The 26,524-nt window shown below is 70.8% G+C and carries 23 protein-coding genes; 12 read left to right on the top strand and 11 right to left on the bottom strand.

The annotated features are described in order from the left end of the window. The first annotated feature begins 30 nt into the window (after positions 1-30). From ACWGDB_RS21825 to ACWGDB_RS21815, 3 genes are all read left to right on the top strand, one after another. Entirely contained in the window at positions 31-192 is a 162-nt protein-coding gene (locus ACWGDB_RS21825) for a DUF4177 domain-containing protein (protein ID WP_003975360.1), read from the top strand. Further along, positions 189-656 carry a RidA family protein gene (locus ACWGDB_RS21820; RefSeq protein WP_383610498.1) on the top strand — a complete coding sequence of 156 codons (468 nt, stop codon included), beginning with the start codon at positions 189-191 and terminating at the stop codon, positions 654-656. The genes ACWGDB_RS21825 and ACWGDB_RS21820 overlap by 4 nt, the downstream gene beginning before the upstream one ends. Positions 657-797: 141 nt before the next feature. Next, positions 798-1,619 carry a nucleotidyltransferase domain-containing protein gene (locus ACWGDB_RS21815; protein ID WP_453823909.1) on the top strand — a complete coding sequence of 274 codons (822 nt, stop codon included), beginning with the start codon at positions 798-800 and terminating at the stop codon, positions 1,617-1,619. A 32-nt stretch (positions 1,620-1,651) separates the two neighbouring features. On the opposite strand, the gene ACWGDB_RS21810 is transcribed toward ACWGDB_RS21815, so the two are convergent. The 3 genes from ACWGDB_RS21810 to ACWGDB_RS21800 form a co-directional block, all read right to left on the bottom strand. Further along, positions 1,652-2,482, bottom strand: a complete 831-nt coding sequence (locus tag ACWGDB_RS21810) for an MBL fold metallo-hydrolase (RefSeq protein ID WP_453823908.1) — start codon at positions 2,480-2,482, stop codon at positions 1,652-1,654. A 67-nt stretch (positions 2,483-2,549) separates the two neighbouring features. Beyond that, positions 2,550-3,416 carry an NUDIX hydrolase gene (locus ACWGDB_RS21805; RefSeq protein ID WP_453823907.1) on the bottom strand — a complete coding sequence of 289 codons (867 nt, stop codon included), beginning with the start codon at positions 3,414-3,416 and terminating at the stop codon, positions 2,550-2,552. 143 nt (positions 3,417-3,559) lie between these two features. Beyond that, positions 3,560-4,234, bottom strand: a complete 675-nt coding sequence (locus ACWGDB_RS21800; protein WP_453823906.1) for a Crp/Fnr family transcriptional regulator — start codon at positions 4,232-4,234, stop codon at positions 3,560-3,562. A 531-nt stretch (positions 4,235-4,765) separates the two neighbouring features. Here ACWGDB_RS21800 and nth point away from each other — a divergent pair. The 3 genes from nth (at position 4,766) to ACWGDB_RS21785 (ending at position 7,929) form a co-directional block, all read left to right on the top strand. After that, a complete protein-coding gene (nth, locus tag ACWGDB_RS21795; protein ID WP_453823937.1) occupies positions 4,766-5,800 on the top strand; it encodes an endonuclease III in 1,035 nt (344 codons plus the stop codon). 220 nt (positions 5,801-6,020) lie between these two features. Beyond that, entirely contained in the window at positions 6,021-6,716 is a 696-nt protein-coding gene (locus ACWGDB_RS21790; RefSeq protein ID WP_453823905.1) for an NUDIX hydrolase, read from the top strand. 13 nt (positions 6,717-6,729) lie between these two features. Further along, entirely contained in the window at positions 6,730-7,929 is a 1,200-nt protein-coding gene (locus ACWGDB_RS21785; protein ID WP_453823904.1) for a MarP family serine protease, read from the top strand. Between the two features lie 39 nt (positions 7,930-7,968). Here the strand turns inward: ACWGDB_RS21785 and ACWGDB_RS21780 are convergent, their stop codons facing one another. The 6 genes from ACWGDB_RS21780 to ACWGDB_RS21755 form a co-directional block, all read right to left on the bottom strand. Continuing rightward, the gene (locus ACWGDB_RS21780) at positions 7,969-8,151 is read right to left on the bottom strand and encodes a hypothetical protein (protein WP_453823903.1); all 183 of its coding nucleotides are present in this window, start codon (positions 8,149-8,151) and stop codon (positions 7,969-7,971) included. 127 nt (positions 8,152-8,278) lie between these two features. Next, the gene (locus ACWGDB_RS21775) at positions 8,279-9,217 is read right to left on the bottom strand and encodes an alpha/beta fold hydrolase (protein ID WP_453823902.1); all 939 of its coding nucleotides are present in this window, start codon (positions 9,215-9,217) and stop codon (positions 8,279-8,281) included. Next, a complete protein-coding gene (locus ACWGDB_RS21770) occupies positions 9,214-9,717 on the bottom strand; it encodes a phage holin family protein (RefSeq protein ID WP_453823901.1) in 504 nt (167 codons plus the stop codon). Before ACWGDB_RS21770 ends, ACWGDB_RS21775 begins: the two co-directional genes overlap by 4 nt. Before the next feature lie 79 nt (positions 9,718-9,796). Next, the gene (nhaA, locus tag ACWGDB_RS21765) at positions 9,797-11,236 is read right to left on the bottom strand and encodes a Na+/H+ antiporter NhaA (RefSeq protein ID WP_453823900.1); all 1,440 of its coding nucleotides are present in this window, start codon (positions 11,234-11,236) and stop codon (positions 9,797-9,799) included. 220 nt (positions 11,237-11,456) lie between these two features. Continuing rightward, the gene (gene acs / locus ACWGDB_RS21760; protein WP_453823899.1) at positions 11,457-13,415 is read right to left on the bottom strand and encodes an acetate--CoA ligase; all 1,959 of its coding nucleotides are present in this window, start codon (positions 13,413-13,415) and stop codon (positions 11,457-11,459) included. Between the two features lie 383 nt (positions 13,416-13,798). After that, positions 13,799-16,468, bottom strand: coding sequence for a SulP family inorganic anion transporter (locus ACWGDB_RS21755; RefSeq protein ID WP_453823898.1), 2,670 nt, complete (start codon positions 16,466-16,468; stop codon positions 13,799-13,801). Positions 16,469-16,841: 373 nt separating this feature from the next. Between ACWGDB_RS21755 and ACWGDB_RS21750 the strand changes: the two genes are divergently transcribed. Next, positions 16,842-18,125, top strand: a complete 1,284-nt coding sequence (locus ACWGDB_RS21750) for a hypothetical protein (RefSeq protein WP_453823936.1) — start codon at positions 16,842-16,844, stop codon at positions 18,123-18,125. A 35-nt stretch (positions 18,126-18,160) separates the two neighbouring features. Here the strand turns inward: ACWGDB_RS21750 and ACWGDB_RS21745 are convergent, their stop codons facing one another. Next, the gene (locus ACWGDB_RS21745) at positions 18,161-19,174 is read right to left on the bottom strand and encodes an ATP-binding protein (RefSeq protein WP_453823897.1); all 1,014 of its coding nucleotides are present in this window, start codon (positions 19,172-19,174) and stop codon (positions 18,161-18,163) included. 101 nt (positions 19,175-19,275) lie between these two features. Between ACWGDB_RS21745 and ACWGDB_RS21740 the strand changes: the two genes are divergently transcribed. After that, positions 19,276-20,100, top strand: coding sequence for a Fic family protein (locus ACWGDB_RS21740; RefSeq protein WP_406199322.1), 825 nt, complete (start codon positions 19,276-19,278; stop codon positions 20,098-20,100). 438 nt (positions 20,101-20,538) lie between these two features. Here the strand turns inward: ACWGDB_RS21740 and ACWGDB_RS21735 are convergent, their stop codons facing one another. Continuing rightward, positions 20,539-21,372, bottom strand: a complete 834-nt coding sequence (locus ACWGDB_RS21735; RefSeq protein ID WP_453823896.1) for an HAD family hydrolase — start codon at positions 21,370-21,372, stop codon at positions 20,539-20,541. 559 nt (positions 21,373-21,931) lie between these two features. Here ACWGDB_RS21735 and ssd point away from each other — a divergent pair. From ssd to ACWGDB_RS21715, 4 genes are all read left to right on the top strand, one after another. Then, on the top strand, positions 21,932-23,059 hold the full coding sequence (gene ssd, locus ACWGDB_RS21730) for a septum site-determining protein Ssd (protein WP_453823935.1): 1,128 nt from the start codon (positions 21,932-21,934) through the stop codon (positions 23,057-23,059). 425 nt (positions 23,060-23,484) lie between these two features. Beyond that, on the top strand, positions 23,485-24,651 hold the full coding sequence (locus tag ACWGDB_RS21725; protein ID WP_453823934.1) for a TadA family conjugal transfer-associated ATPase: 1,167 nt from the start codon (positions 23,485-23,487) through the stop codon (positions 24,649-24,651). A gap of 101 nt (positions 24,652-24,752) precedes the next feature. Beyond that, positions 24,753-25,613, top strand: coding sequence for a type II secretion system F family protein (locus ACWGDB_RS21720; RefSeq protein WP_453823895.1), 861 nt, complete (start codon positions 24,753-24,755; stop codon positions 25,611-25,613). Positions 25,614-25,653: 40 nt separating this feature from the next. Continuing rightward, positions 25,654-26,442 (top strand): type II secretion system F family protein, encoded by a 789-nt coding sequence (locus ACWGDB_RS21715; RefSeq protein ID WP_453823894.1) that lies wholly within the window; start codon positions 25,654-25,656, stop codon positions 26,440-26,442. Positions 26,443-26,524 lie beyond the last annotated feature (82 nt).

The following is a 26,524-nucleotide window of genomic DNA, read 5'->3' as shown; positions in this document are numbered from 1 at the left end:
CCGCGCCGGGCAGCGGATAAAGTCGGCCACATGACCAAGTGGGAATACGCAACCGTGCCGCTGCTCGTCCACGCCACGAAGCAGATTCTGGACACCTGGGGCGAGGACGGCTGGGAGCTCGTCCAGGTCGTGCCCGGGCCGAACAACCCCGAGCAGCTCGTGGCCTACCTGAAGCGGGAGAAGCAGGCGTGAGCGCGGTCGAGGAGAAGCTCGCCGAGCTGGGCCTGACGCTGCCGGAGGTCGTGCCTCCGCTGGCCGCGTACCAGCCGGCCGTCCAGTCCGGGGTGTACGTCTACACCGCCGGCCAGCTGCCCATGGTGGAGGGCAAACTCCCGGTCACCGGCAAGGTGGGCGCCGAGGTCACCGCCGAGGAGGCCAAGGACCTCGCCCGCACGTGCGCCCTGAACGCCCTCGCGGCCGTGAAGTCGGTGGCGGGCGACCTGGACCGTGTCGCGCGCGTGGTGAAGGTGGTGGGCTTCGTGGCCTCGGCCCCGGACTTCACCGGCCAGCCCGGCGTCCTCAACGGCGCCAGCGAACTCCTCGCCCAGGTCCTGGGCGACAAGGGCGTCCACGCGCGCAGCGCGGTCGGCGTGGCCGTGCTTCCGCTGGACGCGCCGGTGGAGGTCGAGCTCCAGGTGGAGCTCACGCAGGCGTAGGCGTTGGCGCAGGCCTTCGGCGGTGCGGCTGTCGAGGCTGCCCACCGCCGGGTGCCGGCCGCCGCCCGGAGCGGCTGAACATCGCTGAACGGCACCGTAAATGAGCGGCACGCCGCCCTCCCGGCAGGGCACAGTGGCCCCATGGCCGAAACCGTCCTCCGAAGCGGGCTGGACGCCCAGGGGTACATCGCGCGCGAAGGGGCGCTCGGGCGCGTCCCCCATGCGTTCCGTCCCGTCGTCGCCGCCGCGCGCGACCGCCTGCTGGATGTGTTCGGGGCACGGCTGCACAGCGCCTACCTCTACGGGTCGATTCCGCGCGGCACCGCGCGCTTGGGGCGCAGCGACCTGGATCTGCTGGTCGCCCTGCGCGAGGAGCCGACCGAGACGGACCGCACGGACGCGCGCGGGCTCGACGAGGGGCTGGACAAGGAGTTCGCGCAGATCGACGGGGCGGGAACGCTGCTGTGCAGCCGCGGGCAGCTGCTGAGTGACCTGGAGCGGTACGACGGCGGGTGGTTCGTCGCCTGTCTGTGCACGCCCCTTCTGGGGGACGATCTCGCCGAGTATCTGCCGCGCTACCGGCCCGACTCGCTGCTCGCGCGCGAGACGAACGGCGATCTCGGCCTCCTGCTGCCTCGCTGGCGGGCGCGGATCGCCGGCGCCGACGACAGCGATGACGCCCGACGGCCGCTCGTCCGGTTCATGTCGCGGCATCTGGTGCGGACCGGGTTCACGCTCGTCATGCCGCGCTGGGGCGGGTGGACCAGCGATCTGGTGGAGATGGCGGACGCATTCGGCTCGTACTATCCCGCGCGGGCCGAGCAGATGCGGAGCGCGGCCCTGCTCGGGCGGGAGCCGACCGGAGACGCGGCTGTCCTCCGGTCGTACGTGGAGGACCTCGGCCCCTGGCTTGAGCAGGAGTACGCGCGTGTGCACGGCGTCAAAGCCCCCCGGCCCGACTGACGACGCTCAGGGGCGGCCCTCGGCCGGCTCGCCTAGATGAGCCCGTGCTCCTCCAGGTAGTCCAGCTGCGCCCGTACCGACAACTCGGCCGCGGGCCACAGGGAGCGGTCCACGTCCGCGTACACGTGGGCGACGACTTCGGCCGGCGTGCCGTAGCCGTCCTCGACGGCCGTCTCGACCTGGGCGAGGCGGTGGGCGCGGTGGGCGAGGTAGAACTCGACGGCGCCCTGGGCGTCCTCGAGGACGGGGCCGTGACCCGGGAGGACGGTGTGCACGCCGTCGTCGACCGTGAGGGACCGGAGCCGCCGCAGGGTGTCCAGGTAGTCGCCTAGGCGGCCGTCGGGGTGCGCCACGACGGTCGTGCCGCGCCCCAGGATCGTGTCGCCGGTCAGGACGGCCCGGTCGGCGGGGAGGTGGAAGGAGAGCGAGTCGGCGGTGTGGCCGGGCGTCGGGACGACCCGCAACTCCAGGCCGCCGATGTCGATCACGTTTCCGGCGCCGAGCCCCTCGTCGCCTAGCCGCAGCGCCGGGTCGAGGGCACGCACGTGTGTGCCGGTCAGTTCGGCGAAGCGTACGGCGCCCTCGGCGTGGTCCGGGTGGCCGTGGGTGAGCAGCGTCAGGGCGACGCGCTTGCCGGCCTTCTCGGCCGTGTCGACGACGTTGCGCAGGTGTCCCTCGTGCAGTGGGCCCGGGTCGACCACGACGGCGAGGTCCGAGTCGGGCTCGGACAGCAGCCAGGTGTTGGTGCCGTCCAGAGTCATCGCGGAGGGGTTGGGCGCGAGGACGTTGACGGCGCGGGCGGTGGCGGGGCCGGAGAGGACCCCGCCTCGCGGCTGGCCGGGGAGGGCTGCTGCGTCCGTCATACGAGGGGGCCTTCCAGGGCTGTCGGCACTGCGGGAGCTTCGGGAACCGCGGGTGCTGCGGGCAAGGTCATGCGGGGGCTCCGCCGGTCGGGATGTGCTTGGTGAACTCGTCGTGGCCGGGCCAGGACAGCACGATCTCGCCGTCCTCCAGGCGGGCCTGCGCCAGGACGGGCGTGAGGTCGCGTTCGGGAGCGGCGGCGAGCGCCTGAGCGGCGCTGTCGTACGGGGTCAGCTGGCGCAGCGTCGCGATGGTGGGCGGCATCATCAGCAGCTCGCCCTTGTCGTACGAGTCGGCGGCGTCCGCGGGACGGATCCACACCGTGCGGTCGGCCTCGGTGGAGGCGTTGCGGGTGCGCTGGCCCTCGGGGAGGGCGGCGACGAAGAACCACGTGTCGTAGCGGCGGGGTTCGAACTCCGGGGTGATCCAGCGGGTCCAGGCGCCCAGCAGATCCGAACGCAGCACCAGTCCCCGGCGGTCCAGGAACTCGGCGAACGACACGTCCCGGGCCACCAAGGCTGCGCGGTCCGCCTCCCAGTCCTCGCCGGTGGTGTCACCGACGACGGAATCGGGGGTCGGGCCGGCGAGCAGGACGCCCGCCTCCTCGTACGTCTCCCGCACGGCCGCGCAGACGATCGCCTGGGCCGCCGCCTCGTCGACGCCCAGCCGCTGCGCCCACCACGCGCGCGTGGGGCCCGCCCAGCGGATCGGATGCTCGTCGCGAGGATCGACGCCGCCGCCCGGGTAGGCGTACGCCCCGCCGGCGAAGGCCATGGACGCGCGGCGGCGCAGCATGTGCACGGCCGGGCCGGTGCCGGCGTCCCTGAGCAGCATGACGGTGGCCGCGCGCTTCGGGGCAGCCGGAGTGAGGCTTCCTTCCGCGAGCGCGCGGATTCTGTCCGGCCACTCCGGTGGGTACCACTGCCCGTTTGCCATGGGCGGAGGCTATCTCCTGGTGCGCGGATGTTCGAGGGGTGGCCGATCAGGGGGCAGGCAAACGCGCCGGGGCCCCGCCTCACGGAGAGACGGGGCCCCGGCGTCGTACGGCTCGAGATGCGCCTGGCGCTGACTCGGTGTGCCTAGCGCGAGCGCTTGGCCAGCCGCTCCACGTCCAGCAGGATCACCGCGCGGGCCTCCAGGCGGAGCCAGCCGCGACCTGCGAAGTCGGCCAGCGCCTTGTTGACCGTCTCGCGGGATGCGCCGACCAGCTGGGCCAGCTCTTCCTGCGTCAGGTCGTGCACGACGTGGATGCCCTCCTCGGACTGCACGCCGAAACGGCGGGACAGGTCCAGGAGCGCGCGTGCCACGCGGCCGGGGACGTCCGAGAAGACGAGGTCGGACATCGCGTCGTTGGTGCGGCGCAGACGGCGCGCGACGGCGCGCAGCAGCGCGGTGGCCACCTCGGGGCGGGCGTTCAGCCAGGGCTGGAGGTCGCCGTGGCCCAGGCCCAGCAGCTTGACCTCGGTCAGCGCGGTGGCGGTCGCCGTGCGCGGGCCCGGGTCGAAGAGGGACAGCTCGCCGATGAGCTCTCCGGGGCCTACGACGGCCAGCATGTTCTCGCGGCCGTCGGGAGACGTCCGGTGAAGCTTGACCTTGCCCTCGGTGACGACGTAGAGCCGATCGCCCGGGTCGCCCTCGTGGAACAGGGAGTCGCCACGTGCGAGGGTCACCTCACCCATGGAGGCGCGCAGTTCCGCGGACTGCTCGTCGTCGAGAGCCGCGAAGAGCGGATTGCGCCGCAGAGGGTCGTCCACGAGTTCTCTCCTTGTCGACCTGCTCAGGGGATCGCTCCCCCGCGTACCAGGGGGCCGTGCTCCCCATTTTGCCGGACGGTCCAAACAGTGTGATCTGTCACAAGGATGCCGCACAGGTGTCCCGAGGTAAGCGGCAGGGGTCCAATTGGGGGCCGATCTTCAGGGTCCGGGGCGGATGTCAGTGCCGGGCTTTAGGCTGGCCGGGTGTCCAAATCGCCGGTGAGAGCACAGGCCAAGGGGGCTGGGCGGGTGGTTGTACGTCGCGATTCCGCTGTGGGCGAACAGAACCCTGGTGGCGGACGGAAAACGGCAAAAGCGGCGAAAAAGGCGCCGGGTGCGGCGGTGGCACGTGGCGAGAAAACGGCGGTGAAGTCGGACGCCGAGGAGAAGGCCGCGGGCGGTAGGCAGCCGGGTGCTGTGGAGGCGTCGACGGGCGCGAAGAAGGCCGCGCCCTCGAAGAAGGCTGCGGCAGCCACGCGGGCCGTGCCCGCAAAGAAGGAAGCCGGCGTGGGCGTGGGGAAGGGTGCGGACGTGAAGAAACAGACGGCCGCCAAGAAGTCGACAGCGACCAAGAAGTCGACAGCCACCAAGAAAGCCACGCCTGCCAAGAAAGCCGCTCCCGCCAAGAAGACGGCAAGCGCCAAGAAAACGGCGAGCGCGAAGAAAACGACTGCGGCGAGGGTGAGCACGAAGAGGGCGATCAGTAAGAAACCGGCCATCGTCCCCAAGAAGGCCACCGCCTCGGTGAAAGGCGCCTCCGCCGTCAAGACCGTCACCCCGAAGCCCCCCACGGCCGAGTCCCGCACCGCCCTCGTCCGTCGCGCCCGCCGTATCAACCGTGAGCTCGCCGACGTCTACCCGTACGCCCACCCCGAGCTGGACTTCGACAACTCGTTCCAGCTCCTGGTCGCCACGGTCCTGTCCGCCCAGACCACCGACCTGCGTGTCAACCAGACGACTCCCGCGCTCTTCGGCAAGTACCCCACCCCGGAGGACCTTTCGGCAGCCAACCCGGAGGAGGTCGAGGAGATCCTCCGACCGTGCGGTTTCTTCCGGGCCAAGACCAAGTCGGTCATGGGCCTGTCGAAGGCGCTGGTGGAGAACCACGGCGGCGAGGTCCCGGGCCGGCTCGAGGACCTGGTCAAGCTGCCCGGCGTCGGCCGCAAGACGGCCTTCGTCGTCCTCGGCAACGCCTTCGGCCGTCCCGGCATCACCGTGGACACGCACTTCCAGCGGCTGGTGCGGCGCTGGCAGTGGACCGAGCAGACGGACCCCGACAAGATCGAGGCCGAGATCGCAGCGCTGTTCCCCAAGAGCGACTGGACGGACCTCTCGCACCACGTGATCTGGCACGGCCGCCGCATCTGCCACGCCCGCAAGCCCGCCTGCGGCGCCTGCCCCATCGCGCCGCTCTGCCCGGCCTACGGCGAGGGCGAGACCGACCCCGAGAAGGCGAAGAAGCTCCTCAAGTACGAGAAGGGCGGCTTCCCCGGCCAGCGCCTCAAGCCTCCGCAGTCCTACCTCGACGCGGGCGGCAAGCCGGCCCCGCCGCTGGGGGCCGGATGACGCGGCCGAGCGGACGGGCTGTCGGGGGCTCGGCGCGGACCGGTCGAGGGTCGGCAAGCATGCGTACGGCCCGCCCGGAACCGTTCGAGCACCCGCCGGCGTGTGGTCGTACGGCCGCCCCCGGGCGGACGGGATGCCGTTCGGTGGGCGAGCGGGCGGGTCGGCCGGAACGATCTAGGTGCCGTCGGGCGTTGTACCGGGCAGGACGAGGGGGGTGGCGATGACGCGGGCGAGCGATACACAGGGCGGGCCGGTGGTGCTCAGCGACGAAGGGCTGCCGGCCTGGCTGGCCCCGGTGGTGCGGGTGGTGGAGACGGTCGAGCCGATGCAGCTGAGCCGCTTCCTGCCGCCGGAGGACGGCGCGGGGCGCCAGTCGGCCGTACTGATCCTCTTCGGCGAGGGCGAGCGCGGGCCCGAGCTGCTGCTGATGGAGCGCGCCAGCTCACTGCGCTCCCATGCCGGACAGCCCTCCTTTCCGGGCGGCGCCCTCGACCCCGAGGACGGCGACCCGCAGGCCGACGGGCCGTTGCGGGCAGCTCTTCGCGAGGCCGAGGAGGAGACCGGGCTCGATCCCGGCGGCGTCCAGCTCTTCGGCGTCCTGCCCAAGCTGTACATCCCGGTGAGCGGCTTCGTCGTGACGCCCGTGCTGGGCTGGTGGCGCGAGCCGAGCCCGGTCGACGTCGTCGATCCGAACGAGACGGCCCGCGTCTTCACCGTCCCCGTGGCGGATCTCACGGACCCGGACAACCGCGCCACGACCGTCCACCCGAGCGGGCACCGAGGTCCGGCATTTCTGGTCGAATCGGCCCTGGTCTGGGGCTTCACGGCCGGCATCATCGACCGTCTGCTGCACTACTCGGGCTGGGAGCGGCCCTGGGACAGAAGCAAGCAGGTCCCGCTCGACTGGCGGTCATGACAGGGTGGCCTCCGTGAATGTGCTGGACATCCTGTTGCTGGTCGCCGCCGTGTGGTTCGCGATCGTGGGCTACCGCCAGGGCTTCGTCGTAGGCATCCTGTCGGTGATCGGCTTCCTCGGCGGCGGTCTCGTGGCCGTGTACCTCCTCCCGGTCATCTGGGACGCGCTGACCGACAACGCCGAGGTGAGTACGACCGCCGCCGTCGTCGCGGTCGTCGTGGTGATCGTCTGCGCCTCCGTCGGCCAGGCCCTGACCACCCATCTCGGCAATAAGCTGCGCCGGTACATCACCTGGTCCCCGGCCCGCGCCCTGGACGCGACCGGCGGTGCCCTCGTCAACGTCGTCGCGATGCTGCTGGTGGCCTGGCTGATCGGCTCCGCCCTTGCCGGGACCACCCTGCCGACGCTCGGCAAGGAGGTCCGTAGCTCCAAGGTGCTGCTCGGCGTCTCGCGGGCGCTGCCCGACCAGGCGGACACCTGGTTCGCGGACTTCTCCACGGTCCTTGCGCAAAACGGCTTCCCGCAGGTCTTCAGCCCGTTCTCGAACGAACCGATCAACGAGGTCAAGCCGCCCGACCCGGCCCTGGCGGCCAGCCCGGTGGCCACCCGCGCCCAGCGCTCCATCGTCAAGGTCATGGGCACGGCGACGAGTTGCGGCAAGGTGCTGGAGGGCACCGGCTTCGTCTTCGCCGACCGCCGCGTCATGACCAACGCGCACGTCGTCGGCGGCGTCGACGAACCCACCGTCCAGATAGGGGGCGAGGGCAGGAAGTACGACGCCACCGTCGTTCTCTACGACTGGGAGCGCGACATCGCCGTACTCGACGTGCCCGACATGGACGCGCCCGCACTGCAGTTCACGGCCACCGACGCCGAGAGCGGCGACAGCGCGATCATCGCGGGCTTCCCCGAGAACGGGGCGTACGACGTGCGTGCCGCGCGCGTGCGCGGGCGCCTGCCGGCCAACGGCCCGGACATCTACCACCGCGGCACCGTGCGCCGTGACGTCTACTCGCTGTACGCGACGGTGCGTCAGGGCAACTCCGGCGGCCCGCTGCTCACGCCCGACGGCAAGGTGTACGGCGTGGTCTTCGCCAAGTCCCTCGACGACGCCGAGACCGGCTACGCGCTCACCGCGGACGAGATCCAGGAGGACATCGTCAAGGGGCGTACCGCCAACCAGCAGGTGGACAGCGACAGCTGCGCTCTGTAGTCCCGGGTGCCGGAACAGGGCCGCGGGGCGCGGCCGGTGTCAGGTGCGCGGGTGGCGCAGCCGCACCGAGACCCAGCGGGCCCGGCGGCGCAGAATGCGCGGAATGCCCACCCGTAGGTCAGAGCCCGGCATCTGCGGGGCGGTGCCTCGCTGGTGGGAGCTCAGCCCATTGGCCGAGCGGCGATTGCGTGCTGCGTCACTGTAGTCGTGCGTCCAGCCCATACCCCGACGTCTGCCCCTGCCCCAAGGTCGATAACCGCCCCCAGGGCTCCCAATTGGCCTATGCGCCAGGCAATTGGCTGTTCGTAGTACACCTGTTCAGATCCGGATACCGGGCGCGTCGGCGCGGTCACCGATCGGGTTCGGGATCTTTCAGCCAGTTGATCAGTTCGGTGGAGAAAGCGACCGGGTCTTCCTCGTGCGGGAAGTGCCCGAGCCCGTCGAACAGCCGCCAGCGGTACGGCGCTTCGACGTACTCGCCGGAGCCGGCCGCGCTGCGCGTACGCATCACGGGGTCGAGCGAGCCGTGCAGATGCAGCGTCGGGACGCGCACCGGGCGCTTCATGCGCCGGTTGAACTGGATACCGTCGGGCCGGGCCAGCGAGCGCACCATCCAGCGGTACGGCTCGATGGAGCAGTGCGCCGTCGACGGGATGCAGATCGCGCGGCGGTACGTCTCCACCGCCTCGTCGTCCGGCAGGCGCGGGCCCGACCAGTCCCGGACCAGCCGCGCGACGAGCGCCCCGTCCTCGGCGGTCAGCTGCCGCTCGGGAACCCAGGGTCGCTGAAACCCCCAGATGTAGGAACTCGCACTCGTCTGCTTGACGTCCGAGAGCATCGCCGAGCGCCAGCGCCGCGGGTGCGGCATGGACGCGACCGCGAGCCGCCGAACGAGCTTGGGACGCATCACGGCCGCCGTCCACGCCAGATAGCCGCCGAGGTCGTGTCCGACCAGCGCGGCGTCGGGCTCCCCGAGCGAGCGGACCACCCCGGTGATGTCGAGGGCGAGGTTGGCCGGGTCGTAACCGCGCGGGGTGCGGTCGCTGCCGCCGACGCCCCTGAGGTCCATCGCCACCGCCCGGAAGCCCGCGTCGGCGAGGGCGACGAGCTGGTGCCGCCAGGTCCACCAGAACTGCGGGAAGCCGTGCAGCAGCAGCACCAGCGGGCCGTCGCCCATCTCGGCGATGTGGAAGCGCGCACCATTGGCGGCCACGTCCCTGTGTGTCCAGGGACCATCGGGTCGTACGACCGAGGCAGGTTGCGCCGAGGGGGTGGCGGGATCCGTCATGACGACGAGCGTGCCACAGCCTCGATGGCCGCGGGCGACCGGTCCTCCAGCTCCGGTGCCGTCGCCGGGGCCGTACGGGGATGCGGCTTGGCCTTCTGCAGGACGCCCGCCGTCTCCTTCACCGAGGCGGCGACCTTCTGCGGACCCTGGCTCTTCTTGGCCTTCTTCGCGAACACGACTCCGATCAGCGCGAGGACGAGCGCAACCAGGACGTTCGCCGCGAAGGACAGTACGAAGCAGATCGCGAGGTTCCAGTCGCTCCAGGTCCGAATGCCGTACGCGAGGGCGAAGTTCAGCATCGGCAGCGAGAACACCAGCACCGCGGCGGCCACCGTGAACGCGCCGCCGCTCGTCGCGCCGCGCTTGACGTCCTGCTTGAGCTGCGCTTTCGCCAGTGCGATCTCGTCGTGCACCAGCGCCGACATCTCGGTCGTCGCCGAGGCGAACAGCTGGCCGATGCTGCGTTCGGCGCCGACCGGGCTGCCGTCGGGTGCGCTCATCGCGGGGTCTCCCTCGTAGTCACGGTTCCGTCTTCTGCCTGACTGGGTGCGGTTCCGTCTTTTGTGCCGTCCCGTCAGATCATGCCCGACGCTGCTCCTCCTCGCCTGCCCCGCCCGCCACTTCGGCAAGCGCGTGGCGTGCGGCGACCTGCTCCTCGGCGATACGGCGGTGCTCGGCGGCCTTGCGGTCGTGGATGGCGGCCATCCGCAGGTGGTACTCCGGAGTGTCCTCCTCATAGATATCCGGAATGCCGCTCTCGTCCTCGTCGCGCTCCTCGGCCTCGACCATCGTGCGGTACTTGGCGTTCCGTACCTTCAGCAGCACCGTCGCCAGGGTCGCGGCTATGAGGGAGCCCAGCAGTACGGCGGCTTTGACCTCGTCGGTCAGCGTGGCGTCGCCCTCGAAGGCGAGCTCCCCGATGAGCAGCGAGACGGTGAAGCCGATGCCGGCGAGGGTCGCCACGGCGAACACGTCCGCCCACTCCAGGTCGTCGCTGAGCGAGGCCTTGGTGAAACGTGCCGTCAGCCATGTGCCGCCGAAGATCCCGATCGTCTTGCCGACGACGAGCCCGAGGACCACGCCCAGCGTCTCCGGCTGGACGAACACGTCGCCGAGCGCACCGCCGGACACTGCCACGCCCGCGCTGAACAGCGCGAACAGCGGCACGGCCAGGCCCGCCGACAGCGGGCGTACGAGATGCTCGATGCGCTCGCCGGGGGAGTGCTCCTCACCCTCACGACGGGTGCAGCGCAGCATCAGGCCCATCGCCACGCCGGCGATGGTGGCGTGGATGCCGCTGTTGTACATCAGCCCCCAGATGACGAGGGCGAGCGGAACGTAGACGTACCACCCGCGTACGCCTTTCCTCAGCAGCACCCAGAAGACACCCAGCCCGACGACGGCACCGCCGAGCGCGGCGAAGTCGATCCGGTCGGTGAAGAAGACCGCGATGATCAGGATCGCGAAGAGGTCGTCGACGACGGCGAGGGTGAGCAGGAAGGCGCGCAGGGCGCTCGGCAGGGAGGTGCCGATGACGGCGAGCACGGCGAGCGCGAAGGCGATGTCCGTGGCGGTCGGGACGGCCCAGCCCGCCGACGAGCCGGCCCCGGTGACATTGGTCAGCGTGTAGACCAGCGCGGGCACCGCCATCCCGCACAGCGCGGCGACGACCGGCAGTACGGCCGCCTTCGGGTCCCGGAGATCGCCGGCGACCAGCTCACGCTTGAGCTCGATACCGGCGACGAAGAAGAAGATCGCGAGGAGTCCGTCGGCGGCCCAGTGCTCGATGGACAGATTCAGCCCCAGGGCTTCGGGGCCTAGGTGGAAGTGACTGACGCTCTCGTAGCTGTCGTGCAGTGCGGGAACGTTTACCCAGACCAGCGCGGCGATCGCGGCGACGAGCAGCAGCACACCACCGACGGTCTCGGTGCGCAGCGCGTCCGCGACGAAGTTCCGCTCGGGGAGGGACAGCCGCGCGAAGACCTTGCGGGCGGGAGCGGTGGTGCGGGACGCGGCCACGGGGAAGACCTCCGGTCGGTGGGCAGGACAGAACACATGCCGACCAGACTTCCCGGCGCACCTGAGGGTGAGGCTGTTTTTGGTTAGTTTACCTAAGGGTGCGTCGGGGTGCATCCGTCGAGTTCCACCGTACGTACGCGAAGGGCACCCGGCGCGTTTGACGCCGGGTGCCCTTCGCGGTCGTGCTCAGTCCCCTGCCGTGTTCGGACTGCGGTCGTGCTCAGTCCTCGCTCGGCGCCGCCGGGAGCTTCGCCTGGATGAGGTCCATGACGCTCGAGTCGGTGAGCGTGGTGACATCACCGAGCTGGCGGTTCTCCGCGACGTCCCGCAGCAGTCGGCGCATGATCTTGCCGGAGCGGGTCTTCGGCAGCTCGGCCACCGGCAGGATCCGCTTCGGCTTGGCGATCGGGCCGAGCGTGGTGCCGACGTGGTTGCGCAGTTCGTTGACTAGGCCCTCGTCCTCGGCGTTCGCCGTACCGCGCAGGATCACGAAGGCGACGATCGCCTGCCCGGTGGTCTCGTCGGCGGCACCGACGACGGCCGCCTCGGCGACGGACGGGTGCGAGACCAGCGCGGACTCGACCTCCGTGGTGGAGATGTTGTGGCCCGACACGAGCATGACGTCGTCGACGCGCCCGAGGAGCCAGATGTCGCCGTCGTCGTCCTTCTTCGCCCCGTCACCGGCGAAGTACTTGCCCTCGAACCGCGACCAGTACGTGTCGATGAACCGCTGGTCGTCGCCCCAGATGGTGCGCAGCATCGAGGGCCACGGCTCGGTCAGGACCAGATAGCCGCCACCGCCGTTGGGCACCTCGTTCGCCTCGTCGTCGACGACGGTCGCGGCGATGCCGGGCAGCGGCGTCTGCGCGGAACCGGGCTTGGTCTCCGTGACACCCGGCAGCGGCGAGATCATCATCGCGCCGGTCTCGGTCTGCCACCACGTGTCCACGATGGGGGTGCGGTCGCCGCCGATGTTCTTGCGGTACCAGATCCACGCCTCGGGGTTGATCGGCTCACCGACGGACCCCAGCACCCGGAGGCTGCCGAGGTCGAACTTCGCGGGGATGTCGTCGCCCCACTTCATGAACGTACGGATCGCGGTCGGCGCCGTGTACAGGATCGTCACCCCGAACTTCTGGACGATCTCCCAGAACCGGCCCTGGTGCGGCGTGTCCGGCGTGCCCTCGTACATGACCTGCGTCGCGCCGTTCGCGAGCGGCCCGTACACGATGTACGAGTGCCCGGTCACCCAGCCGACGTCCGCGGTGCACCAGTAGACGTCCGTCTCCGGCTTGAGGTCGAAGACCGAGTGGTGCGTGTACGCGGTCTGGGTGAGATAGCCGCCGGAGGTGTGCAGGATGCCCTTCGGCTTACCCGTCGTCCCGGACGTGTACAGGATGAACAGCGGGTGCTCCGCCTCGAACGCCTCAGGCGTGTGCTCGGCGCTCTGCCGCTCGACGATCTCGTGCCACCACACGTCGCGGCTGTCGTCCCAGGCGACGTCCTGACCGGTGCGCCGGACGACGAGCACATGCTGGACGTTCTCCACGCGCGCGACCGCGTCGTCCACGGCCGGCTTGAGCGCGGACGGCTTGCCGCGCCGGTAACCGCCGTCGGAGGTGATGACGACCTTGGCGTCGGCGTCCTGGATCCGAGTGGCGAGCGCGTCCGCCGAGAAGCCGCCGAAGACGACGGAGTGCGCGGCGCCGATGCGCGCGCACGCCAGCATCGCGACCGCCGTCTCGGGAATCATCGGCATGTAGACCGCGACCCGGTCGCCCTTCTGAACACCCAGCTCCAGCAGGGCGTTGGCGGCCTTGGAGACCTCGTCCTTGAGCTCGGCGTAGGTGATCGCGCGGCTGTCGCCGGGCTCGCCCTCGAAGTGGATGGCGACCCGGTCGCCGTGCCCGGCCTCCACATGCCGGTCCACGCAGTTGTAGGCGACGTTGAGCTCGCCGTCCTTGAACCACTTCGCGAACGGCGGGTTCGACCAGTCCAGCGTCTCGGTAGGCTCCTTGGCCCAGGTCAGCCGGCGGGCCTGCTCGGCCCAGAAACCGAGCCTGTCAGCCTTGGCCTGTTCATACGCCTCCGCGGTGACGTTGGCGCCTGCGGCCAGGTCGGCGGGGGGTGCGAACCTGCGTTCTTCCTTGAGCAGGTTGGCCAGGCTTTCGTTGCTCACGACATCTCCCTTTCCCAGGGTGTCCGTTGTGTCCCAGGCCACAGCTCATCAGACCCGGGGGCCCGATGACAAGGGTCGACGGAAAATTGGTTTAGACCTGTCGGCGGGTGGGCCCGGAAGTGGCCCGGAGGTGCTTTCGGGTGTCGAGATGAACGCGCCGGGGTCATCCGTTCCCACGGGCGCCGACCGGACGCGGTTCAGGTCTGTAATCCCTTTCACATTCCAGCCCGGTCCAGGCGAAACGCCGATCCGCGGGAATGCCGCTCCGTGGGGCCTCGGCCCCGCTCGGGTCTGGCCCCTCCCAGGTGAACCCGGCCCACGCGAACCGCAGCCAACGAGAAGCGCGGCCCCGCACCGAACGGGGCCGCGCTCACCTCCCCGCATCACGCCGACAGATCCGCCACTCCCACGTGGTCGAACACGTCGTCCGTACCCTCCTCACCCTCCTCGGCGAGCAGATACGACTGTGCTTCGCCCACGTGGAAGTACATCCCGTGCAATTCCAGCGCCCCCTCCCGCAGGGCCCGGGCCACCGACTCGTGCGCTCGCAGGTGCTCCAGTTGCTGGACCACATTGGTCAGGCACAGCTGTTCGACCGCATCGGCCGGGGCCCGCCCGGCGAGTCTGGCCCACGGCCGGTCCTCGTCGGACATCCGCTCCAGGCTCGGCAGCCCGTGCCGCAGCCACCTCCTGAGCGGGGTCTGCGGGGCCCGCGGGCCGTCCGGTTCGGCGTTGAGCAGCGCCTGCATGGCCCCGCACCCGGAGTGCCCGCACACCGTGACGGACCGCACCTCCAGCACGTCCACCGCGTACTCGATCGCGGCCGCCACCGAGTCGTCCCCGCTCTCCTGGCCGGGCAGCGGAACGAGGTTGCCCACGTTGCGCACCACGAACAGGTCGCCCGGACCACTGGAGGTGATCATCGACGTGACCACTCGTGAGTCCGCGCAGGTGAGGAACAGCTGGGAAGGCTGCTGCCCCTCCCGCGCCAGCCGCGCCAGCTCGCCCCGCACCAGGGGCGCGGTGTTGCGCTGGAACGCGCTGATGCCTCGGGCCAGTTGACGGCCGCTCGGCCGGCTCCCGTCGGTGCCGCCCGCCATCCCGCGGACCTCGCTGCCCGCGCCGACCCTGTCTGCCCTTGCCGCCCCGTCGACCCCGCTCTCGTCGGGGCGGGCGGATCCGGTGGGGCTTCCGGTGCCGTCGGTCCTGCCGACACCGCCGATCGTGTCGGGGTCGCCGGTGCCGTCGGTGCCGTCGGTGGCGCCGGTGTGGCCAGGGGCTGTTGTGCAGCCAGAGGCTCCCGTGTTGCTGGACGCACCTGCCTCGTCGCTGCCGTCGGTCGCGATCGCCTGCGCTTGCCCAGGCTCTCCGTCGCGGGACGTGACGGACTCCGGGATCTCGCACTGGTGGTTGCGCCAGGCAGTCCAGGGGTGGCAACGGCAGTCGGCCGACTCGGTCGTGCCCGTCCCGTCGAGATGGAGACCGACCGGTCCTGTCGGCTCACCGATCCGAACCCCGGATCTGCGTCCGATCAGCTCGACGGAGCCGCCGTGGGCGGTGTGCGTGTTCTGCCAGTCCTGCAGTGACTCGTACGCCGCGTGGTCCATGAACGAACCGTCCAACTCCACCACGGCTTGCGCGCCTTGGGGTACGAGATGCAGGGCCCGGCTGAGCCGTGGCACCGCGAGGAACGTCAACTGGCCTCTCACATGTACGTGATGGACTCCTTCCTTCTCGTCGTGCGTGATGCGGGTGCGGGTGAGGCGGTGCAGGGCGACGGCGACGGCCATGGCGATTCCCAGCGTCACGCCCTCAAGGACGCCGAAGAACACCACGCCGAGGGTGGTGATGGCGTACACCAGCACTTCTCGGTGGCGGGTCACCGTGCGAATGTGGTGCAGGGACACCATCTGGATGCCGACGGCCATCACCAGGGCGGCGAGCGAGGCGAGCGGGATGAGCTCCAGGATCGGGACCATCAGCAACGCGGCGACTACTACGAGAACGCCGTGCAGCATCGTGGAGTTCCGGCTGACGGCACCGGCTTGCACATTCGCGGAACTGCGTACGGCCACCCCGGCGATGGGCAGCCCGCCGAGCGCGCCGGAGACGACATTGGCGGCGCCCTGACCGAGCAGCTCACGGTCCAGGTCGGAGCGCCCGACACGGGCGGACTGCTCCGGCCGCGTGGCGACCAGCTTGTCCACGGCGACCGCACCGAGCAGCGACTGCACGCTGCACACCAGCGTGATGGTCAGCACGGCGGCGACCAGGCCGAGGACCGGGCCCTCGGGGAGTGCGGCCAGCGCGTGGCTGCTCCAGGACGGCAGGTCGACCTTGGGCAGGCTGAGCCCGGCGAAGGACGCGGCTGTGCTGGCGACGGCGACGGCGACGAGCGGGGCCGGCACCTTGCGCAGGAGCCCGCCCGTGCGGCCGGGAATCCGGGGCCAGGCCAACAGCAGGGCGAGGGTCAGCGCGCTCACCGACAGGGCGGCTGCATGCACGCCGGCCAACTGGGCCGGTAGCTCACGCATGTTGTCGAGGACCGAGCTGTGCGGGGTGCCGCCGAGGACGATGTGCAGCTGGGCCACGGCGATGGTGACACCGATGCCGGCGAGCATGCCGTGCACGATGGCCGGGCTGACAGCGAGTGCGGAGCGTGCCACGCGCACGAAGCCGAGGCCGAGTTGGGCGAGGCCGGCGAGGACGGTGATGGCACAGGTCGTCCGCCATCCGTATCTCTGGATGAGCTCGGCGGTGACGACCGTGAGGCCGGCCGCGGGGCCGCTGACCTGGAGCGGTGTGCCGCCGAGATAGCCGACGACGATCCCGCCGACGGCCGCGGCGACGAGGCCGGCCTGGAGGGGCGCGCCCGTGGCGAGGGCGATGCCCAGGGACAGGGGGAGTGCGATCAGGAAGACCGCGATCGAGGCCGACACGTCGGCGCCCGCGATGCGGTGGCGGGGCCGCCTGGTCGGGGGCGGGCTGTGGGGTTCGTGGAGGTGCTTCTCTCGGCTTGGTTCGTCGGTGCGGGTGGGGACGAAGGCTGACATGTTTTCCCGTCTCCTCCGGGGCAGCGCGGTCGCGGATCTGGTGGTCCCCCGCTCTTCGGCGAGGGGTCGGGTCGGCGGCCGTGTGGTCACGGCGTGCAGCGGCGGGATGCATCAACAGTCGGTAAACGGATCGTAATGCAGAGTAAAGGGCCGGAATAGTTTTTCCGAGCAAATGGACTAATAAATCCCCCTCAAGAGTGAAGTGATTGATTAGTCGGCTTGTCGTACTAATTCCTTCTCGGTCCCATGCGACTTTGGCGGCGCTGTCGGCACCCGAGAGAAGGAAGAAGGTGGACGGAACATGGCCGCCACCCGCCACAACGCCGCCCCTCGCACAATTGCCGCGTCACACAGGGCCTCCGCGACGCACAGGATCATCGCGACGCACAGGATTACCGCGGGCACCGCGATCGCGGCGGTCTGTGCCGCTTCCCTCGCGGGTTGCTCGACCGGCACCGATGCCGGGCAGGGCGTGCCCGGACCGCCGAAGGTCAAGCCGGCGGCACCCGCGCCGCAGAACGTCGTCCGGCTGATCGGCGACGGGTCCACCGCGTACACCGGGGCGCAGCCGCATCTGCGCAGACCGGAGCGGCTGAAGCCCGGTCAGAAGCCGCCGCAGTTCGTGGTGTTCTCCTGGGACGGCGCCGGCGAGGACAGCCAGAAGCTGTTCTCCCACTTCCGCAAGGTTTCCAAGGCGAACAACGCGACGATGACGTACTTCCTCAGCGGCGTGTACATGCTGCCGAACCACAAACGCGATCTGTACCGGCCGCCCCAGCACTCCCCGGGCCGCTCCGACATCGGCTTCAACGACGAAGAGGGCATCGCCGACACAGTGAAGCAACTGCGCCTCGCGTGGCTCGAAGGCAACGAGATCGGCACTCATTTCAACGGCCATTTCTGCGGCAGCGACGGCGGGGTCGGTGAATGGTCGGTGGAGGAATGGAAGGACGAGATCACCCAGGCGAAGAAGTTCGTGAAGTCCTGGAAGACCAACGCCGGTATGACGAAGGCGCCCCCTTTGCCCTTCGACTACGACAAGGAGCTCATCGGCGCCCGCACACCCTGCCTGGAAGGCCAGAAGAACTTCGTGAAGGCCGCGCGGGATCTCGGCTTCCGCTACGACTCCAGCGGGGTCAACACCCAGCTCTGGCCCACGAAGAAGGAGGGTCTGTGGGATCTGTCGCTGCAGCTCGTGCCCTTCCCCGGGCACTCCTACGAGCAGCTCACCATGGACTACAACTTCATGGTCAACCAGTCGGGCACCGACAGCCAGGGCGACCCCGCCAAGCACGACTTCTGGGGCAACCAGATGCGCGACGGTCTGCTCAAGGGTTTCCACCGGGCCTACGACGGCAACCGCGCGCCCCTGATCATCGGCAACCACTTCGAGTCCTGGAACGGCGGCACCTACATGCGCGCCGTCGAAGCCGTCGTCGAGGCCGTCTGCAACAAACCCGACGTGCGCTGCGTGTCCTTCCGCCAACTCGCCGACTGGCTGGACGCCCAGGACCCGGCGACCCTGAAGAAGCTGCGCACCCTCGGGGTCGGTGAGGCCCCGAAGGAGGGCTGGGCGTCCTTCCTGTCGGGTCGCCCGGCCCCGGCCCCGAAGGGAGTGCCCGGGGCGCCTGCGGTCAAGGAAGGCGCCAAGGAGTAGGTCAAGCGGTCGGTCAGCAGCCCGTCGGCGACAGGTCAAGCAGTAGGAGTCAGGTGGGAGTTGTTGCCCCCGGACAGGGTCGCGACGTTCTCGCCGAGTACGAATCCGGGGTCGATCTGCGCCGCCAGGTCGGCCCCGGTGCGCTCGTTGCCCCAGGACTGGGCGTTCTTCAGGTGGAAGTGCACCATCTGGCGGGTGTAACGCTCCCAGTCCCGCAGCTCGTGTGTGGCATCCACGGCCGTGTGCAGGCGGCGCAGTGCGAGCTGATTGGGGTCCTCCAGGAGCTCGAACCGGGGCGGGCGGCCCCTCTCCATGGCGCGCACCCAGTCCGAGTGCCCGACGGTCACCAGCAGGTCGTCCCCGACCTCGGCACGGAGGAAGTCGAGATCGTCCTGACCCTGCACCTTGTTGCCGACGACCTTCAGGATGACGCCGAAGTCGCGGGCGTACTCCTTGTACTGGCGATAGACGGAGACCCCCTTCCGGGTCGGCTCGGCGATGAGGAACGTGATGTCGAAGCGGGTGAACATGCCGGAGGCGAAGGAATCCGAGCCCGCCGTCATGTCGACCACGACGTACTCGTCGGGGCCGTCCACCAGGTGGTTCAGGAACAGCTCCACCGCCCCCGTCTTGGAGTGGTAGCAGGCGACCCCGAGATCGGAGTCCGTGAAGGGGCCGGTGACCATCAAACGGACGGCGCCGCCGTCGAGTTCCACCGGCCGGGCGCAGGCGTCGTACACCGCGTTGCTCTCGCACACCCGCAGCAGCCGCGACCCCTCGCCCGGCGGCGTCGTCTTGATCATCGTCCGCGTGGAGGCGATCCGCGGATTGGAACCGCGCAGGTAGTCCTTGATCAGCGACAACCGCTCGCCCATCGCGGGCAGTGCCGCGGCCTGCGTGTCGTCGAGGCCGAGTGCGGCTCCCAGGTGCTGGTTGATGTCGGCGTCGACGGCGACGACGGGCGCGCCGGTCGCGGCGAGATGGCGGATGAACAGGGAGGACAGGGTCGTCTTGCCGCTGCCGCCCTTCCCGACGAAAGCAATTTTCATGTTCACAAAGGGTAGTGGACCAGTAGCTGTGCGTCGCATGCGTGCGTGAAGAAGGCCACTCGATCGTGGGGTGCGCGCCCTGGTTGCGTAGTGTCGTACTCATGAGTACGACAGGCGCGTCCGCCGATCCGCTCGCGACTCTCGGTTCCCTGCCCGGTGTGCCCGAGTCCGTGGAGTCCGTGCGTAAGTCCGTGGACCGGGTGTACGGGCACCGGATCATGCGGCGCCGCAGCAACGAGATCACCGGCGAGGCGGCGCTGCGCGGCGCCCGCGGGTCCGCGTCGCTGTCCGGGGCCGACTGGGCACTGGAAGAGGTGCGCCGGCGTACCGACTTCAGCGGTGACGACGAGGCGCGCGTTGTGGGTGCCTCGCTGCGGCTGACGGCCGAGGCGGGTCAACTGCTGTCCATCTGGCGGCAGTCGCCGCTGCGGGTGCTGGCCCGGCTGCACCTGGTGGCGGCGGCGAGCAAGGACGACCGGGTCGGACGGCCGCGGCAGGAGGGCGAGCCGGTCGACGAGCCGCTGGTCGAGCTGCCGCTGCCGAGCGCGGCGGAGGTGCATGGCCGACTGGAGGGGCTGTCCGAGCTGATCATCGCCGGCGGTTCGGCTCCTGCGCTGGTGACGGCCGCCATCGTGCACGGCGAGCTTCTCGCGCTGCGTCCCTTCACCTCCCACAACGGCCTGGTCGCGCGCACGGCCGAGCGCATCGTCCTGGTCGGCAGCGGCCTCGACCCGAAGTCCGTCTGTCCCGCCGAGGTCGGCCACGGCGAACTGGGCCGCGCGGCCTATCTGGCGGCGCTCGATGGCTATGTCTCGGGCACCCCCGAGGGCATGGCCGCCTGGATCGCCCACTGTGGCAAGGCGATCGAGCTCGGCGCGCGCGAGTCGACGGCTGTCTGCGAGGCGCTTCAGCGCGGCGCGGCGTGACGCACACGCGCGTGAGGCGTTGTGAGCCGCAAAGCATTGCGATGCGTAGGGCATGAAAAAAGCCCCCGAGGGGGCTCATAAGAGTTGCGGCGGTACGAGGATTCGTACCGCCGCTGGCATGTCCACCGGGTTACCAGGCGTCCTCGATATGTTGCCCATCAGGTCGGGAACTTTGCCCGTCACCTGGTGCGGCTGGCCCGTAATCGACGGGTCGACGTCGCGTGGGTGCCCGGTGTCCATGCTCGGTCCGTGGGGCCAAATGCGTAATTTAAGGTGATCCTCTCGGATGTCCTTGGTCTCGCGGGCCGTTGAGTCCTTTGTACTCCAGGACCCAACCAAGCGGAAGGCCTGGCCGCAGTTCTTTACTTTTGCTCGCAAAACGGAGACAAACGGTCATCGGTAAGTCGAACGCGATGCGCCCAGCCCGGGAAGTGCAGTTCAGGCGAGCGCGGAGCGGCGTCGACTCGCGTACCAGACGAGGCCCGCGGTGGCCGCCGCGGCTCCTATGGCCGCAGCCGCGACAAGGGCGGGGCGCGGGGGTACGGAGAACGAAGGAATGCGCTGCTTGAGCCGGACGGGGCGATGGAAGTCGAGAATCGGCCACCCGCGCACGAGTGCCTCACGGCGCAGCGTGCGGTCGGGATTCACCGCATGCGGATGGCCGACGGCCTGCAGCATCGGCAGATCGGTGACCGAGTCGCTGTAGGCGTAGCAGCGGGAGAGGTCGTAGCCCTCGGACGCGGCCAGCTCCTTGATCGCCTCGGCCTTCGTCGGACCGTACGCGTAGTACTCCACCTCGCCGGTGAAGCAGCCGTCATCGCCGACGACCATGCGCGTGGCGACCACGCGGTCGGCGCCGAGCAGCTCGCCGATCGGCTCGACCACCTCCGCGCCCGACGTGGACACGATCACGACGTCGCGGCCGGCGGTGTGGTGCTCCTCGATGAGGGAGGCGGCCTCGTCGTAGATGATCGGGTCGATCAGGTCGTGCAGCGTTTCGGCGACGATCTCCTTGACCTGCTGGACGTTCCAGCCGCGGACGAGCGCGGAGAGGTACTCGCGTGTGCGCTCCATCTGGTCATGGTCCATACCGCCCAGGCGGAAGACGAACTGGGCATATGCGGTCCGCAAGGCGGCCCGGCGGTTGATCAGACCGCCTTGGTAGAAGGACTTGCTGAACGTGAGCGTGCTCGACTTCGCAATGACCGTCTTGTCCAGGTCAAAGAAGGCGGCTGTGCGGGGCAAGGAGTGGTTTTCCACGACCCCGAGCATAGGGGCAGCCCATTCGGCGTAAGGTGGGCGCGTGGGTTTGCCTGAGAGGGCTCTCGGGTACACCATGGAAGTCACGGATCGTTCGCGACCGTGCTAACCCGGTCCGACTCCTCCCCCCCCCGAGTCGGCCGTGGAGACGACCCCCGCTCTCCCCCCCGGCGGGGGTCGTCGCATGTCCGGGTACATTTTCCCCTTCCGAGCGCGGCCGTAGGGCCGAGTTGAGGCGGCTGCGGCCGCCTCTTTCGCATGCCCATCATTCATCACTGTGTGTAGCGATCGTGCTGCTCTGCGGGAGTCGCACAGGGATCGGTACGGGGGTCACCGGTATGGGTGACGGCGATATTCACAAGCGCCGAGTTGTCCACAGTTATCGACCAAGATCCACACGATTTCCGGGATCGCTGCACCGTGTTTCCAACACGCCCCGCTCAGGCCGACTTCATGGCCGGTTCTGGTTAGTCGGGCGCGTTTGGCCGGTTCGTATCGGCCGTTCATATGGAGGCCGCTTGCCGGTTCTTCACACGTTTGGGAATCGCGGGGCCGCAGGGCTGCGCGAGTGATGCAGCGAAGGGGGACGGAAACCGTGACCGCAACCGTCACACACGATCCGCCGCCCGCCGCCTCAGGGCGGCCGGGCAAGCCGTTGATCGTCACGGAGGACACAGATCTGCTCGACGACCTGTTGCGCCTGTGCGCCGCGGCAGGCGCCACACCGGAGGTCCACCACGGAGTGCCCGAGCCCAGAGGCAGCTGGGAGGCCGCGCCGCTCGTCCTGGTCGGCGACGACGCCGCACGCCGCGTGCGCGGCGTCGGCCGCCGAAGGGGCGTCGTGCTCGTCGGCCGGGACCAGGACGACTCCGGGGTCTGGCGCCGGGCCGTCGAGATCGGCGCCGATCACGTCCTGATGCTGCCGGACGGTGAACAGTGGCTTGTCGACCGCATCGCCGACGTCGCCGAAGGCGTCGGACGCCCCGCCCTCACTGTCGGCGTCATCGGAGGACGCGGCGGGGCCGGCGCCTCCACGCTCGCGTGCGCCCTCGCCGTCACCGCCGCGCGTGAGGGGCTCCGCACGCTGCTCGTGGACGCCGATCCGCTGGGCGGCGGACTCGACGTACTCCTCGGCGGCGAGTCTGCCGACGGCCTGCGCTGGCCGGCATTCGCCGGCTCACGCGGACGGCTCGGCAGCGGCGCCCTGGAGGAGTCACTGCCGAAACTGCACTCCCTGCGGGTCCTGAGCTGGGATCGCGGCGACTGCGTCGCCGTCCCGCCACAGGCGATGCGAGCGGTCCTCGCCGCGGCCCGGCGCCGGGGCGGCGCGGTCGTCGTCGACCTGCCCCGCCGTATCGACGAGGGGGTCGCGCAAGCCCTCGCCCAACTCGACGTCGGGATCCTCGTGGCCCCCGCCGAACTGCGCGCCGTGGCCGCCGCTCGGCAGGTGGCCTCCGCGGTCCAACTGGTCCTGCGTGACCTGCGGGTGGCGGTACGCGGACCGTACGCGGCAGGGCTCGACGACCGCGAGGTCGCCCGACTCCTGGAGCTGCCGCTCGTGGGTGAGGTGCCGGTCGAGTCGGGGCTGCTGCGGCCGCACGAGAGCAAGGATCCGCCGGGAGTGGCGGGGCGAGGGCCGTTGGCGCGGTTCTGCCGGGAGTTCTGGGAGCGGGCGTTGCTCGAGGCGAGGGTGGCATGAGTACGGGGTCGAGGCTTGGGCGGGGTGGCGGACGCGAGGCCGAGCCGGTGCGGGTGTCGTCCGAGAGGGCGCGAGCGGGCGGCGCGTCGGGCGTCAGGGCCCGTAGAGGTACGCCGCGGTGGGCGTCGGATGCGTCTGCGGGCGACGCTGATGAGCGTCGGCCGGTGGGGCGTGCGGTGCGTGGCAGTGTGGCGGGGCGGCTGTCGGACCACTTAGCGGGCGGGGCTGTGGGCGGGCGGCTGTCGGACCGTACGGCGATTTCGGGTGCCGGGCGGCGGGAGTTGGCGGGCATGGACGGATCGTCGACTGTGCGGTGGGAGTCGGGCGACAGAGACGGATCGTCGGCCGTGCCGCGGGAGCCGGCCGCGAGAGCCGGTACGGCGGCTGTTCGGTGGGCGACGGAGGGGCAGGCGGCCGGGGTGGGCATGCCTGCGGGGCTGCTCGTCGGGGTGCGGCAGTGGCTGGCCGAGAGCGGGGCCGAACCGACTCCGGCGCGGGTCGCGCAGGCACTGCGGGAGCAGGGCAGGGTGCTGGGGGACGCCGAAGTCCTCGGGGCGGCCGAGCAGTTACGGTCAGAGCTGGTCGGGAGCGGCCCGCTGGAGCCGCTGCTCGCCGATCCGTCCGTGACGGATGTGCTGGTCTCGGCGCCGGATCGGGTCTGGGTGGACCGGGGCGGCGGACTGGAGCTGACATCCGTGTCCTTCCCGGACGCTTCGGCCGTACGGCGCCTCGCACAACGCCTCGCCGCGGTGGCAGGGCGCCGCCTGGATGACGCGCGGCCCTGGGTGGACGCCCGGCTGCCCGACGGCACCCGGCTGCACGCGGTGCTGCCGCCGGTCGCCGTCGGCTGCACCTGCCTGGCGCTGCGTGTCGTGCGGCCGCGGGCGTTCACGCTCGACGAGTTGGTCGCGGCGGGCACGGTGCCGCCGGGCGGGGACCGGGTTCTGCGGGCGCTCCTCGACGCGCGGCTGTCCTTCCTGATCAGTGGTGGGACCGGCAGCGGCAAGACGACGCTGCTGAGCGCGCTGCTGGGGCTCGTCGGGGCGGGCGAGCGGATCGTCCTCGCGGAGGACTCGGCAGAACTCAGGCCCGACCACCCGCATGTCGTACGGCTGGAGAGCAGACCCGCCAACCAGGAGGGCGCCGGGCTCGTCACCCTCGAGGACCTGGTGCGGCAAGCGCTGCGCATGCGCCCGGACCGGCTGGTCGTGGGCGAGGTGCGAGGCCCCGAAGTGGTCCATCTGCTGGCCGCGTTGAACACCGGCCACGAGGGAGGCTGCGGGACCGTCCACGCCAACGCGGCGGCCGACGTGCCGGCCCGACTGGAGGCGCTCGGTACGGCGGCCGGGCTCGACCGGGCCGCGCTGCACAGCCAGTTGGCGGCGGCCCTGGCGGTCGTACTGCATCTCGTGCGCGACCGGAACGGGCGGCGGCGTATCGCCGAGGTGCACGTCCTGGAGCGGGACCCGTCGGGGTTGGTGCGGACGGTGCCGGCGCTGCGGTGGGGCGCGGAGGGGTTCGCGTACCAGCGGGGGTGGGAGCGGCTTCGGGGGCTGCTTCGGGAGGAGGGCGATGGCGGGGTGGAGGTGTGAGCGGTGCGCGGTGGTGAGGGACGCGGGGTGTGAGGGGTGCGCGGTCGTGAACGACGCGGGGCGTGAGGGCTGTGCAGGCGTGAAGGGTGTGGGTGATCCGTATGGGTGAGATGTCGTTGGGCGCTGCCGTGGCCTGCCTAGGGGCGGCGGTCTGGCTGCTGGGCGGGCGAAACTCCGGGGCGCGGCGGGCGCAATTGCTGCTGGCGGGCGGTGGGGCTGTGGGTGCCGGGCCGCCGGAGTGGCGGCAGATGGCGCGGGAGCTGGGGCGCCTTCGTGAGCGGTTGCGGGCCGAGTGGTGGGCGCCGGTCGCCGGGTTGGTGCTGGCCGTGCTGGGGTCGTCGGTGTTGCCGGTCGTCGCGGGGGCGGTCGGGGTGCCGGTGCTGCGGCGGGTACGGCTGGCGCGGGAGGCGCGGCGGTCACGGGAGCGTCGGGGGGACGCGGTGATCGCGCTGTGCGGGGCGCTCGCCGGGGAGGTGCGGGCCGGACGGCAGCCGGGGGAGGCGTTGCTGCTGGCGGCGCGGGACTCCGGTGGGCTTGGTCAGGCACAGGCCGCGGTGCTGGCGGCGGCACGGTTCGGCGGGGATGTGCCGGGCGCCCTCGCCTTGGCGGCACGGCAGCCGGGCGCCGAGGGCTTGTCGGGCCTGGCGGCGTGCTGGCGGGTGGCCGTGGACCAGGGCGCGGGGCTCGCGGCCGGGCTCGACCGGCTGGAAGGGGCGTTGCGGGCCGAACGTGACCAACGCGCGGACTTGCGTGCTCAGTTGGTGGGCGCTCGCTCGACGGCGGTGATGCTCGCCGGTCTGCCGGTCCTCGGATTGCTGCTCGGTGCCGCCATGGGGGCCCAACCGTTGCGGGTGCTGCTGCATACCGGGGCGGGGGTCGGGTGCCTGGTCGTCGGGGGCGTGTTGGAGGGGTTGGGGACGTGGTGGGCGCTGCGGATCGTGCGGGGAGCGGAGGCGACGTGAGGACTCGAACCAGTCGGGGGCGTGAGAGGGAGGTGGCGGCGTGAACGCGGAGGTTGTCCACAGGGTGGGGACGGCGTTGGGGGCGATGCTGGTCGTCGGGTGGGCCTTGTGGTGGGTGCTCGCGGCCAGAAACGAGAGAAGGGCTCGGCGACGGCTCGCCGAGTTGATGACGACGGTCGATCTGGCGTCGAGTCGCCGGCGGTTCGACGTCCGGTCGGGCGTGCGGCGGGGGCTGCCCATGGTGGCTGTCGTGGCTGCCGGTTGGGCGGTGGTAGGCGGGGTCGCCGGGTTGGCGGTGGGGTTGATCGTCGCGGCCGGGCTTTGGGCGTGGCGGCGTCGGCAGGAAGCCCTCCGCCCTGCGGACGAAGTCGACGCCGGTGAAGTGGCAAGGCAACTTCCGCTCGCGGCAGATCTGTTGGCGGCCTGCATCGCTGCGGGAGCCGTTCCGGTGATCGCGGCACAGGCCGTCGGCGAGGCCCTGGGCGGCCCCGTAGGGGACCGGCTCGCGCGAGGTGCCGCGGAAGTGCGGCTCGGCGGTGAACCGGGCGAGGCGTGGCAGCGGTTGGCCTCGTTGCCGAGGGCCGGGGCGCTGGCGCGGCTGCTGGAACGGTCCGACGTGTCCGGGCTCCCTGCGGCCGGGCCGGTCGCGCGGATCGCCGCGGAGGCCCGCGCCGACTGGGCGCGCACGGCGACGGAACGTGCCAGGCGGGCGGCGGTCATGGTGAGCGCACCGGTGGGGCTGTGCTTCCTGCCCGCGTTCATCGCGGTCGGGGTCGCGCCGGTGGTGATCGGACTGGCGGGTGGGGTGCTGGGAGGGGGTGGCGGGTGACGCGGTGAGGGAGCGAGCGCGGCATACGGCTGCGGATCAGCGGGACCTTCAACGGGTCAGCGGGACCTTCAACGGATTAGTA

Source organism: Streptomyces sp. NPDC055013 (assembly GCF_053608645.1).
This window is presented reverse-complemented; position numbering and strand designations above follow the sequence as displayed.